Origin of the sequence: Hyalangium versicolor (assembly GCF_020103695.1) — a bacterium.
Taxonomy (GTDB): Bacteria; Myxococcota; Myxococcia; order Myxococcales; family Myxococcaceae; genus Hyalangium; species Hyalangium versicolor.
Window position 1 is genome coordinate 267,859 of the sequence record NZ_JAHXBF010000011.1, and the last position, 13,248, is coordinate 281,106.

Below are 13,248 nucleotides of genomic sequence, written 5' to 3' on the forward strand. Positions count from 1 at the left end.
GCCAGTCGCGAGCCCTCTACTTCAACGGATCCGCATCGAGCGCGTGTGGGTCCGCCTACCGCAGCGCTCGCATGTTGGGGCAAAAAACAATGACAGAATCAGTACGCCGGCTGCCCAGATTCGGGCTGGGCACCAAGGGCGCGCGAGCGCTCGGGCTGGTCGGAATGTTGTCGCTGCTGGGCTGCGAAGGTTCCGGCAATTCGGAGCAGCAGACCGTAACGGTTCGTGCGCAGCAGACGCACAAGGTGCAGCTGAGCGCGGAGCAGGCGAAGCAGCTCGAGGAGAAGGGCATCACCCCGCAGCTCGTCGCTGACTACGGCTCGTTCAAGCTGGTCGAGGTCGACGACAAGACGCTGGCGGCCCTCCCCCAGGGCGCCGAGACGCGCGACAACCTCAACGACATCCTGCTCAACGCGGGGACGCTCGACACCGCGTCCGCGCACGGCCAGTCGCTGCGCGGGATGAGCCTGCCGGCCACCGGCAAGGCCCTGAAGCTGGTGCAGTTCGCCGGCCCCATCAAGGAACAGTGGGTCAAGGATCTCGAGGCCACCGGCGTCAAGATCATCGCCTACGTCCCCAACAACGCGTACATCGTCCAGGGCGATGCGACGGCGCTCAACAAGCTGCAGCGCCACGCCACCGCCGTGCCGACGCTCCAGTGGAGCGGCGACTACCTCAACGACTACAAGCTGGATCCGTCCATCCAGACGAACCGGACGCCGGCCTTCTCGATCCAGCTCGTCAAGGATGACGAGGCCAACAACGCCACGCTGGAGCTCATCCGCGGCCGGCAGTCGCGCGGTGGGACGATCCGCGAGGGCTTCGGCTACGTGAACGTGGTGGCGTACCTGACGGTGCAGGATCTCTACGAGATCGCCGCCCGTCCGGACGTGCTCTCCATCCAGCCGCGTTCCGAGCCGCGCAAGTATGACGAGCGGCAGAACATGATCATCTCCGGCCACCTGAACGGGAACGTCCCGACGGGTCCGGGCTGGCTGGCGTGGCTGGCGGAGAAGGGCTTCACCCAGGCGCAGTTCACCGCGTCCGGCTTCGGCGTGGACGTGTCCGACAGCGGCATGGACAACGGCACCACGTCGCCCAACCACTTCGGCTTCTACACGGGCGGCAACATCAGCAACCCCAGCCGCATCGTGTACAACCGCATCGAGGGCTCGGCCGGTGGCTCGACGGTGGCCTGCGATGGCCACGGCAACCTGAACGCGCACATCATCGGCGGCTACACCAACCTGACGGGCGCGCCCTTCCAGGACGCGGAGGGCTACTCCTACGGCCTGGGCGTGGCGCCCTTCGTGAAGCTGGGCGGCTCGGTCATCTTCGGGCCGGACTGGACCGACGCGGTGTACGAGGACCTGCAGTCCCGTGCGTACCGCGACGGCATGCGCATCAGCAGCAACAGCTGGGGCTACACCAGCGGCAACACCTACAACGTCGACTGCCAGCAGTACGACCGCCTGGTGCGTGACGCGCAGAACTCCGGCTTCGCCGAGCCCAACGTGCCCGGCAACCAGGAGATGGTGATCGTGTTCGCGGCCGGTAACGACGGTCCGACGGCCAACACCGTGGCGCCTCCGGGCACCGCGAAGAACATCATCACCGTGGGCGCTTCCGAGAACGTGCAGGCCTTTGGCGGCGCGGATGCGTGCGGCACCACGGACGCGGAGGCCAACAGCGGCAACGACATGGCCACCTTCTCCAGCCGCGGCCCGTCCTCGGACGGCCGCAAGAAGCCGGAGATCGTCGCCCCCGGCACGCACGTGTCCGGTGGCGTGGGCCAGGATGCCAGCCAGAAGGCCAACCCCCCGGCCAACCCGCTGGGCAAGGCCATCTCGTGCTTCGACGCCTCGGGCGTGTGCGCCGGCGCGGGCAGCGACTTCTTCCCCTCGAACCAGCAGTGGTACACGGCCTCCTCCGGTACCAGCCACTCGACGCCGGCTGTCGCCGGTGCCGCGGCCCTGGTGCGCCAGTACTTCATCAACCAGGGCATCACGCCGCCGAGCGCGGCGATGACCAAGGCGTACCTGATGAGCACGGCCCACTACATGACGGGCACGGGCGCCAACGACAACCTCTGGTCCAACAGCCAGGGTATGGGTCTCCTGGACCTGGGCGTGGCGTTCGACGGCACCCCGCGCACGCTGGATGACCAGAACCCGTCCAACCTCTTCACCGCCACCGGCCAGACGCGCACCTTCGAGGGCGTGATCGCCGACTCCACCAAGCCCTTCCGCGTCACCCTGGCGTGGACGGACGCGCCGGGTTCCACCACCGGCGGCGCGTGGAACAACAACCTGGACCTGACCGTCACGGTCGGCAGCAACACCTACAAGGGCAACGTCTTCACGGCCGGCAACTCCGTCACGGGTGGCACGGCGGACGACAAGAACAACGCGGAGAGCGTGTTCCTGCCGGCCGGCACCACGGGCAACTTCACCGTCACGGTGACCGCGACGAACATCACCTCGGACGGCGTGCCGGGCAATGCCTCCGCGCTGGACCAGGACTTCGCCCTGGTGGCCTACAACACCTGCAACGAGCTGGGTGAGACGCCCACCGGCGTGAGCGCCACGGACCTGGGTGACAACCACGTCCAGATCCAGTGGTCCGACAACGGCTCCGCCAAGTACGCCATCTACCGCTCCACCACCGCGGGCGGTCCGTACACCCGCCTGAAGACGGTGGAGGGTGTGACCGAGTACGTGGACCAGGACGTGTCCCGCGGCATCACCTACTACTACGTGGTGCGCGGCGTGGACTGCGCCGAGTCGGCCAACTCCGTCGAGGTGTCGGCCACGGCCACCGGCGTGTGCAAGCTGACGCCCACCTTCGCGGGTCTCACCTCCGCGGCCAATGGCACGGCGTCCACCTGCTCCAACACGCTCACCTGGGCCGACGGCACCGCGGTCTGCGGCGGTACGCTGACCTACTCGGTGTACCGTGACACCACGGCGGGCTTCACCCCGTCGCTGGCCAACAAGATCGCCACGGGCATCTCCGGCACCACGTTCAATGACGACCTGAACCTGACCAACGGCACGAAGTACTACTACGTGGTGCGCGCCACGGAAACGAGCGACGCCACCAACGAGGAGTCCAACAAGGTCGAGAAGTCCGCGGCCCCCACGGGCGCGATGACCGCGGGCGTCAACTACTTCGACGACCTGGACAGCAACCGTCCGGCGAACGCGGCCTCGTACTGGATCCCGACGACCCAGAGCGGCACCTCGGGCACGATCAACCTCACCACGAACTGCCACTACCAGTCGGCCACGAAGTCCTACCGGTTCGGCGCGGCCAACGCCACGTGCGGCGGCGTCTACCCGATCAGCACGCAGGCCACCCTGTCGCTGGGCGGTGACGGCACCACGGCGGGCATCAACGGCTTCACGTTCCCGGCCAGCACGCTCAACCCGACGCTGACGTTCAACCTCTGGTACAACCTGGAGAACCGCTACGACGGTGCCTACCTGGTGTACAGCACCACGGCCGCCAACGGTCCGTGGACGCAGGTGCCCGACGCCGTCAGCACGACGGCGCCGTATATCTCCGCGGGTGGCTACGACAACACGCTGAGCAGCAACACGTCGATCCGCATCTGGACGAACACGAACCTGGGCACCAACGGCTCGCTGAAGGCCGTGACGGTGAACCTGTCGGCGCTGGCGGGCAAGAAGGCCTGGTTCGGCTTCAAGTTCTACAGCGACAGCATCTACACCTACGAAGGCCTCTACCTGGATGACGTGCGCATCACTGCGAACGCGTACGACACGTGCACCACGAACACGCCTCCTCCGGGCCCCGCGGCCTCGTACCGCATCACCAACCTGCCGGCCACGGTGGGCGCGGGCGACGCGGCGACCTTCGACATCACCGCGTACGACGCCCTGGGTCAGGTGGCCGCCAGCTACACCGGTAGCGCCACGTTCACCAGCTCGGATCCGCAGGCGCAGCTGCCGTCCGCGACGCCCTTCACCGGCGGCGTGGCGACCGGCGTGCCCGTCTCGTTCCGCACGCTGGGCAAGCAGACGATCACCGCCAGCGACTCGACGAACCCCGGCATCACCGGCAGCGGCAGCACCAACATCACCGCGGGTGCTCCGGTCGAGCTGAGCATCGTCACCCAGCCGTCCGATGAGAAGGCGGGTCACGCCATCTCGCCGGCCGTCACGGTGGGCATGAAGGATCAGTTCGGCAACCCTGTCTCCACGGGCACCAACGCCATCACCGTGGCGCTGGGCAACAACGCGGGCGGCGGCACGCTGGCTGGCACCACCACGGTGTCCGCCGTCAACGGCGTCGCCTCGTTCGCCAACCTGTCCCTGGACAAGGTGGGCACCGGCTACACGCTGGTGTTCAGCGCCGACGGCCTCACGGGCGCCACGAGCCAGGCGTTCGACATCACCCCGGATGACCCGGCGAAGATGGGCTTCCTGGTCCAGCCGTCCACCACCAAGGCGGGCGATGCGATCACTCCGGCGGTGCAGGTCATCATCCTGGATCAGTTCGACAACACCACGGACGCGGCGGTCGACGTCACCCTCGGCACGGACTCCAACCCGGGCAACAGCCGGCTGGAGGGCACCACCACGGTGACGGCCGTCAACGGCGTGGCCACCTTCAGCGACCTGAGCCTGAACAAGGTGGGCACCGGCTACACGCTGGTGGCCAACGCGGATGGGCTCGATACGGCGACGAGCGATGCGTTCAACATCACCCCGGCCGATCCGTACCGCGTCATCATCACCACGCAGCCGAGCAGCGCGACGGCCAACACCGCGATCGCTCCTGCCGTGAAGGCCACCGTGCTGGATCGGTTCGAGAACGTCGCGACGCAGGCCACCGACCCGGTCACGGCCTCGCTCGGCAACAACCGGACGGGCGCCAAGCTGCAGGGCAACACCAGCGTCAACCCGGTGAGCGGCGTAGCCACCTTCAGCGACCTGAAGATCAACAAGGCGGGCCAGAGCTACACCCTCGTGGTGGCGGCGAAGGGCCTGTTCACCGAGACCAGCGTCGCCTTCGACATCACCGGCGGCGCGAGCAGCGACGTGAACAAGCTGGCCTTCAAGCCTGCGGCGGACAAGGTTGCCGCGGGCGAGGCGCTGACGATCGAGGTGGAGCTGCAGGATGCGGACGGCAACGTGATCACGGACGCCACCGCGCCCGTGACGCTGAGCCTGGGCGAGGCTCCCGAGGGTGGCCAGCTGTTCGGCACCACCACGGTGGCCGCCGTCAGCGGCGTGGCGAAGTTCACCAACCTCTCGGCGCACAAGGCCGGTGGTGGCTACACGCTGGTGGCCAACGCTTCGGGCTTCACGGGTACGACGAGCGCGGCGTTCGCCGTGACGCCGGGTGCGGCGGCCAGCTTCACCGTGGCGCTGCCCGCGAGCGTGACGGCCGGTGAGGAGATCTCCGTCTCCGCCACCGCCCACGACGCCTACGGCAACACCGCGGCCTCCTACGCGGGCCCGGCCGACGTGACGAGCTCGGATGCCTCGGCATCCTTCTCGCCCACGGCCACCTTCGTGGAGGGCGTGCTGAGCAACTTCAAGGTGACGTTCAAGACCCACGGTCTGAAGACGCTCTCCTTCAAGGACAAGACGACGGCCACGCTGACCAGCACGTCGCAGACCAACGTGACTGCGTTCGCGCAGCCCACCGTGTCCATCACGGATCCGGCGGGCGGCAAGGCGGTGACTGGCAAGGTCAGCATCACGGCCGAGGGCGCGGTTGCCGCCGGCACCACGCTGGCCAAGCTGACCATCCTCGTGGACGGCGCCGAGATCGCCAGCGGCGCGGAGAACAAGGTGACGGGCAGCTGGGACAGCGACAGCGCCCAGGGTGGCACGCACGTCATCACCGCCGTCATCACCGACGGCGCTGGCAACTCGGTGACCTCGGCTCCGGTCATCGTGTCCACGGAGATCGACAGTGGCTGCGGCTGCGGTGCGACGTCCGGCACCGACGCCAGCATCTACCTGGGCCTGCTCGTCCTGGCGCGCTACGCGCTCGGCCGTCGCCGCAAGGCGGCCTGAGAGCAGCGCGGCTCCGGGGTGCCTGAAGCGGGCGCCCCGGGGTTGAGCGGGCGGAGAAGCACGTTCCGCCCGTTCGCCTCCGAATCCAGCAGTTGACATGAATGCGCCGGCGCGGACCTCTCGCGCCGGCGCATTTGTTTTAAGGAGAGAGGGGGGCTCTGGTGAGAGGGCTCCCATCCCCGCCCGGGCTTGGGGCAAGGAGGCATGTCATGACGTTGCTGGCAGGCAAGCTGGCCATGTGGAGCACGGCACTGGTGCTGTCGGCGGGCCCGAAGACGGAGCGCGCCGAGCAATTGAAGAAGCAGGCGGAGCAGGTGGCGAGCGAGGCTCGGACGCTGGCGAACCCGAGCGGGTGCGCGCAGGTGGAGGAGTGCCAGCAGGTGGGGTTTGGCGTGAAGGCCTGTGGAGGCCCTCGCGAGTACATCGCCTACTGCTCGAAGACGACGAATGTGAAGGCCCTGGAGGGCAAGCTCGCGGAGCTCGACAAGGCCGAGCGGGCCTGGCTGGAGGAGGCGCGCATCCCCTCCAACTGCGGGCTGACCCGGAAGCCGCGGGTCCGGCTGGTGGACGGGATGTGCATCTCCCGCTGAGTGCCAGCGGACCCGCGTGAGGGAGGGCTACTTCGCCGCTCCCTCGACGACCATGGCGCTGCCTCCGCCGCGGCGCTTGGGCTCGGCGACGACGGTGACGGTGCCGTCCGGGTTGAAGCGGATGGCAGTGACGGCACCAATGGCGTTCATGCCCGCGACGGGGCCCGCGTTCCCGAAGACGTGGCCCTTCTCCTTGAGCGCCGCGGCCTCGGGGGAGGCGAGGAACTCAGGCTCCGCCTGGCTGGCGCCATCCGCCGAGTTGCGCTGCGAGACGCGCGGCGCCGCCACCGCCTCCAGCAGCGGCATGCCGAAGTCCAGGTGGTTCACCAGCGTCTGCAGCACGGTGGTGATGATGGTGCTACCACCAGGGCTGCCCAGCGCGAGCACTGGCGCGCCATCCTTGAACACGAGCGTCGGGCTGATGCTGCTGCGGGGGCGCTTGCCGGGCTCGGGGATGTTGGCGTGCGGGGCCGTGGGGCTCTTGGGCACGTCGAAGTCCGTCAGCTCGTTGTTGAGCAGGAAGCCGTAGCCCGGGACGACGATGCCATCTCCGCCCTCGAACTCGATGGTGCACGTGTACGAGACGACGTTGCCCGCCTTGTCCGAGGTGACGATGTGCGTGGTCTCCCGATCCGGCGTGTCCAGCTCCGCCGCGGCCAGCGCCGCCGAGCCCATCACGGCAGGGACCGTGGCAGCCATCCTCGGCGCGGGGCTCGGATCCACCTGGAAGGCGAAGGGGTTGCCCGCAGGTACCTCGCGCGGAGCGGCCCTCGCGGGATCGATGGCCTTGCGCCGCTCGATGGCGTAGGCCTTGGAGAGCAGCCCGTCCACGGGCACGTCCACGTACTCCGGATCGCCCACGTAGGCCGTGCGGTCCGCGAAGGCCAGGCGCGAGGACTCCAGGTAGCGGTGGAGGAAGTCAACGCGGCTCATGGACGCCGGCTCGTAGCCCTCGAGCAGGTTGAGGGCCAGGCTCACCGCCAGCCCGCCGCTGGTGGGAGCCCCCACTCCGTACACCGTGTAACCACGATAGGTGGTCTTCACAGGCTCGCGGACGCGTGCCTCATAGTCCTCGAGATCCGCAAGCTGCATCACCCCCAGCCGCACCTTGCGCGAGGCATCCGGTGCCATGGGCGGGTTCGTCAGGGTGTCGACGATGGCTCGGGCGATCTCGCCCTGATAGAAGGCGCGGCTGCCACCCTCGGCCACCAGGCGGTACGTCTTCGCCATGTCCGGGTTGGTGAAGATGCCGCCCACGGGGGTCGGCTTCCCGCCTGGGAGATAGACGCGGGCGGTGCTGGAGAACAGCTTGAAGCGATCGACGTTGCGAGTGGTCTGATCGACGAAGAACTGATCCACCTCGAAGCCCCGTTCCGCCACGCGGATGCCAGGCTGGAGCACCTCGGACAGGCCGCGCGTGCCGTAGCGCTGCAGGGCCACTTCCCAGCCTCGCACCATGCCGGGCACTCCCGCGGAGAGCCCGCTCGTGAGCACCTCCATCATGGGGATGGGAGCGCCTCCCTCGTAGAAGAACTCGCGGCTCATGGCGCGGGGAGCCGTCTCGCGGTGATCGATCGCGACCACGCGCTTCTCATCGGCGAGGTAGATGAGCATGAAGCCCCCGCCCCCGATGCCGCACGAATACGGGTCCGTCACGCCCAGCACTCCCGCCGCGGCGACGGCCGCGTCCACCGCGTTGCCACCGCCCTTGAGGATCTCGATGGCGGCCGCCGTGGCACGCACGTCCACGGTGGACGCCGCGCCACCTTGCCCGGTGGCCTGGGGCGTGAGGGGTGGCGTGGGTACGGGCGAGGAGGAGGCCGGGGAGGAAGCCGCCTTGTCATGGGCACAGGCGAAGGCGAGCAGCGATCCGGTACAAACCGCGATGAAGAGTCTGCGCATGAGGCTCCCGGGGAGATGACCGGGTGCGTACCCTAACCGCTCCCATCCCAGGAAGGGGGCAGATGCGGCATGCTGGAGTACCGGACATGTCCAGACCCTCTCCTCCGCGTTCCCTGCCGCTCCCCGTGGTCCTCGACACCAACGTGGTCCTGGACGTGCTGGTGTTCGATGATCCCATCACACGGCCCCTTGCGGCAGCACTGGCCGAGGGCGCCCTGGTGGCCTGGGCCGATGAGCAGACCCTGCTGGAATTGGAGCGGGTGCTGCCCCTGCCCTCGTTCAAACTGGACGTGCCTGCCCGGCGCGAGGTGCTTGAGCGCTACCGGCGCATGGTGCGGCTGGCATCCACCGAATCCTCCACACCGCTCCCGGAGCTGCCCCGATGCCGGGACCGCGACGATCAGATGTTCCTGGTCCTCACCGCCCGTGCCGGTGCCGCCTGGCTCGTGAGCAAGGACAAGCGGGTCCTCTCTCTCGCGGACCGCCACGGCCTGCCTTTCGAGATCCTCACTCCGAAGCAGGCCGCGCAGGGTCTGGAACTCGCGAGGCGCCTGGTATGACCCGCATACCAGGTGGCTCTGGTCTCTCCCGACAGGGGTGCCCTCGGAGCTTGGTGTCGCCCCGGATCCACGGTATTCACGGGTGACGCGCTGCGAGAGGGGCTGATTTGGGCCGGGCCGGATCCCAACTGCTGCGACACATGCTCGCCCTGGCGCTCCTGCTATGCGCCGGGAGCACCCACGCGGCGGTCGAGGGTCCTGGCCGGCACCAGTTCATCCGCTCGGCACCAGCTCGAGCTTCCATCCACATCGACGGCAAGCTGGATGAGACGGACTGGGCGTCGGCCCCGGTATTCGACTCCTTCGTGCAGCGCTTCCCGCAGGCAGGAGCGGTGCCCAGTGAGAGGACCGAGCTGCGCGTCCTCTACGACTCCAACTACGTCTATTTCGGCATCGTCGCACATGACTCGCGACCGGCGCTGATCGACAGGCGTCTGGGGCGGCGAGACAGCGCGCTCACCACGGACACGGTGACGTTGATCCTCGATCCCACGCACGATCACCGCACCGGCTACTACTTCTGGCTGAGTGCGGGCGGCATTCAGGGAGATGGACTCTACACGGAGGACAACACCTCCACCGCGGACTGGGACGGGGTATGGGATGGAGCCGTGGGCCCGGTGGCGGACGGCTGGGTGGCCGAGTTCGCCATTCCCCTCATGCTGCTGCGCTTCCCCGCGGCGGACGTGCAGACATGGGGCTTCTCGGTGCGCCGGAAGATCGCCCGGCTCAGCGAGGAGGTGGACTCGGTGGACAACCCGCGCACCACCAACGCGACCATTTCGCGGCTGGGGCACCTCACGGGCATGGAGGTGAAGCCCCAGAAGGCCCTGGAGCTGGTGCCATACATCGCCACGCGTGGCATCCGCCGCCCGCAGTTCTCGGACGAGTCGCGGCCTCACCCCCGGCTGATCGATCCCCTGGTGGATGTGGGGTTGGATCTGAAGGCGGCGCTGAGCAGCGATCTGGCGCTCAACGCCACGCTCAACCCGGACTTCGGACAGGTGGAGGCCGACCAGCTCATCCTCAACCTGTCCACCTACGAGATCCTCTTCCCAGAGAAGCGGCCCTTCTTCACGCAGGGGCTGGAGCTCTTCCAACCGGTGGGGCTCGAGCTGGGCAAGGTGCCGCAGACACTCTTCTACTCGCGGCGCATCGGCCTGGACACGCCCATCCTCGGCGCGGCGAAGCTGACGGGCACGGCGGCCAAGGGCGTGGAAGTAGGGGTGCTGGACGCGCTCGTCACCGGCCCCTGGCAGGAACAGAACGAGGAGGACCCGGACCGGCGGTGGCGGCTGCACCCCACCCGTCCGCTGCACCTGGGGCCCAACAGCTCGCTGCCGGGCACGCCCCAGCCGGCCACCAACTTCCTGGCCGCCGTGGCGCGCGGCTCGCTGGCGGACAACTCGCGTATGGGCGTGAGCCTGGTGGCCGCCACACCACTGGTGGGAGGCTGCACCGCCGAGGAGGCCGCGCTGGACGAGGAGGAGCAGCCCGCGGAGTGCCTGGCCCGAGGCGGCCTGGGAGCCGCGGCGGACTTCGATCTGATGACCTCCAGCGGCGAGTACGGCGTGCTGGGACAGGTGGACGCCAGCCGCAGCGTGGGCGGGCCGCCCGAGCGGACGCTGGTGGACGGCACGGTGCTGCACCGCTGGGACACCGGCTACGGCGGCTACCTGCGCGCGGGGAAGTTCGGAGGAGAGGGGCTTCGCGGGAGCCTGGAGTACGACTTCTCCACGCCCACGCTGGAGTTGAACGCCATCGGCTTCCAGCGCACACAGAACGAGAACACGCCGCGCATGGTGCTGAGGTACGAGCGCCAGAACGACCTGGGGCCATTGAAGAGCCTGTCGGGCATGCTGTCGGGCAGCTCGAGTTGGACCACGGACGGGCGCGGCGTCCATCGCGGGAACAAGCTGCTGGCCAACGTGGGCGTGATGCTGCCCAGCTTCGACTACCTGATGTTCGAGGGCGCCGTGAACTTCGGCGGCTACGAGATCCGCGAGCTGGACAGCACGGGCATCCCGCTCGAGGCGGAGCGCAACGGCTACGTGCTCCTCTATACGGAGACGAATGGGAGCCGGCCTGTGTCCCTCAGCGGCCTGGTCGCGGCGGACTTCCACGAGCGGGGCCCTGCGTCGAGCACCGCCATCTGGGCTTTCGATCTGACGCTCGCGCTGCGGCCCCATCCGACGCTGGAGACGCGTCTGCAGGTGAGCAGGGACACCAGCCGCTACGGGCCGCGCTTCGCGGACAGCCTGGGCGACAACCGCTTCCTGCTGGGGAACCTGGACTCCCACTACCTCTCGATCACGCTGCGCCAGCAGTGGGTGATCCAACCGCGCCTCACGCTCCAGGTCTACGGCCAGCTGTTCACCGCGTACGGTGTCTACGGCCAGCTCTATGAGGGGGTCTCGGACGCGAAGCGCAGCCCCATCCGTTTCTCCGCACTGACCCCCACCGAGGGCCAGGCAGACAACTTCTACGACTCGGCGCTCAACCTCAACGTAGTGCTGCGCTGGGAGTACCGCCTGGGCTCCACGCTCTTCCTCGTCTACACGCGCTCCCAGCAGGAGCTGCCCACCCCTGACGGAGAGGTGCCCCCGGCCACCGTGCTACCGAAGCGGCTCTTCTCGGGGCCCAGTACGGACGCCGTGCTGCTCAAGTGGACCTGGTACTGGTCCGCCTGAGCAGCCTTCATCGCCCGGTGGGCACCAAGCCTCTCAGTGCGCGGGAGCCTCTTGCTGAGCGCGCGTGGCCTCGGACGGCAGGGGCGCGATCGCGGGCAGCTCGTGGTGCACACCGCCAGTAATGAGCCGCACCTCGCGGCGCTTCGTGAGGAAGTAGTAGAGCCACTCGAGCATCACCGACACGCGGTTGCGGAAGCCGATGAGGAAGAAGACGTGGATGCCGGCCCACCCCAGATAGGCCGACCATCCGGTCAGCTTGAGCTTCTGGCGCAGCGTCACCCCCACGGCCGCGCCGCGTCCGATGACCGCGAACGACCCCTTGTCTTTGTAGCGGAAGGGCAGCAGCGGCTGGCCCTTCACCTGGCGGCGGATGTTGCGCGCCACGTGCTTGCCCATCTGCATGGCCGCCGGAGCCACCCCAGGCACCGGGTGCCCATCCTGCTGGAGCGAGGCCACGTCGCCGATGACGTAGATGTCCTCTCGGCCCGGCGCCGTGAGCGTTGGCTCCACCTTCAGCCGACCCGCCTTGTCGAGCGGCATCCCCAGCGAGCGCATGAGCGGCGAGGCCGCCACGCCTGCGCCCCAGAGCATGGTGTGAGCCTGGATCCGCTTGTCCCCCACTTGCACGCCCTGGGCATCCACGCCGGTGACCATCGCGCCCGTCCACACCTCCACGCCGCGCTTCTGGAGATCGCGCCGGGCCCTCTCCGACAGCTGCTCCGGGAAGGCTGTGAGCACGCGCGGCAGCCCTTCGATGAGCAGGATGCGGGCGCTGGTGGGATCGATGCGGCGGAACTCCTTGCGCAGGGTGATGTGGGTCAGGTCCGCGAGGGCTCCCGCCAGCTCCACCCCGGTGGCGCCACCGCCAATGACGACGAAGGTGAGCCACTCCTGCTGGCGCACCGGATCCGGCTCGCGCTCGGCGGCCTCGAAGGCCAGCAGCACGCGACGGCGGATCTCCAGCGCGTCATCAACCGTCTTCAGGCCCGGAGCGTGCTCGGCCCACTCGGGATGCCCGAAGTAGGAGTGCGTGGCCCCGGTGGCCAGCACGAGCACGTCATACGGCAGTTCGCCCGCGTCACACACGAGCACCTTGCGCTGCGTGTCCACGGAGTGGGCCTCGGTCAGGAGCACGCGGGTGTTGGGGCTGCGCAGCACACGGCGGATGGGAGCCGTGATGTCTCCGGGGCTCAGCACGGACGTAGCCACCTGGTAGAGCAACGGCTGGAAGAGGTGGTGGTTGTAGCGATCCACCACCGTGACCTGAACCGGAGCGCGCCTCAGGGCACGTGCGGCCAGCAGCCCGCCGAAGCCTGCCCCGACGATCACCACGCGCGGTCCCTGCTCAATCATGCGTTTCATGAGCGAAAGGTAGGTCGTCCGCTGCGGGAAGCGGCCCAGAGCGGGCGTGCCCGTAGGGGCTCGCCTGGACGACTGGTGGCAAGTCTTGCGA

6 protein-coding genes are annotated in these 13,248 nt (G+C 68.5%); 4 read left to right on the plus strand and 2 right to left on the minus strand.

Annotation, left to right across the window (positions count from 1 at the left end):
• The first annotated feature begins 89 nt into the window (after positions 1 to 89).
• Both KY501_RS23890 and KY501_RS23895 read left to right on the plus strand, forming a co-directional pair.
• Positions 90 to 6,053 (plus strand): S8 family serine peptidase, encoded by a 5,964-nt coding sequence (locus KY501_RS23890; protein ID WP_224365559.1) that lies wholly within the window; start codon positions 90 to 92, stop codon positions 6,051 to 6,053.
• A 209-nt stretch (positions 6,054 to 6,262) separates the two neighbouring features.
• Positions 6,263 to 6,643, plus strand: a complete 381-nt coding sequence (locus KY501_RS23895) for a hypothetical protein (protein WP_224365560.1) — start codon at positions 6,263 to 6,265, stop codon at positions 6,641 to 6,643.
• Positions 6,644 to 6,670: 27 nt separating this feature from the next.
• Here KY501_RS23895 and ggt read toward each other — a convergent pair whose 3' ends face one another.
• Complete coding sequence (gene ggt / locus KY501_RS23900) at positions 6,671 to 8,545, minus strand: gamma-glutamyltransferase (RefSeq protein WP_224365561.1); 1,875 nt, start codon at positions 8,543 to 8,545, stop codon at positions 6,671 to 6,673.
• 86 nt (positions 8,546 to 8,631) lie between these two features.
• On the opposite strand from ggt, the gene KY501_RS23905 reads away from it, so the two are divergent.
• Both KY501_RS23905 and KY501_RS23910 read left to right on the plus strand, forming a co-directional pair.
• Positions 8,632 to 9,105, plus strand: coding sequence for a putative toxin-antitoxin system toxin component, PIN family (locus KY501_RS23905; RefSeq protein ID WP_224365562.1), 474 nt, complete (start codon positions 8,632 to 8,634; stop codon positions 9,103 to 9,105).
• Between the two features lie 140 nt (positions 9,106 to 9,245).
• Positions 9,246 to 11,795 carry a DUF5916 domain-containing protein gene (locus KY501_RS23910; protein ID WP_224365563.1) on the plus strand — a complete coding sequence of 850 codons (2,550 nt, stop codon included), beginning with the start codon at positions 9,246 to 9,248 and terminating at the stop codon, positions 11,793 to 11,795.
• Positions 11,796 to 11,828: 33 nt separating this feature from the next.
• Here KY501_RS23910 and KY501_RS23915 read toward each other — a convergent pair whose 3' ends face one another.
• Complete coding sequence (locus tag KY501_RS23915) at positions 11,829 to 13,157, minus strand: NAD(P)/FAD-dependent oxidoreductase (RefSeq protein WP_224365564.1); 1,329 nt, start codon at positions 13,155 to 13,157, stop codon at positions 11,829 to 11,831.
• Between the last annotated feature and the right edge of the window lie 91 nt (positions 13,158 to 13,248).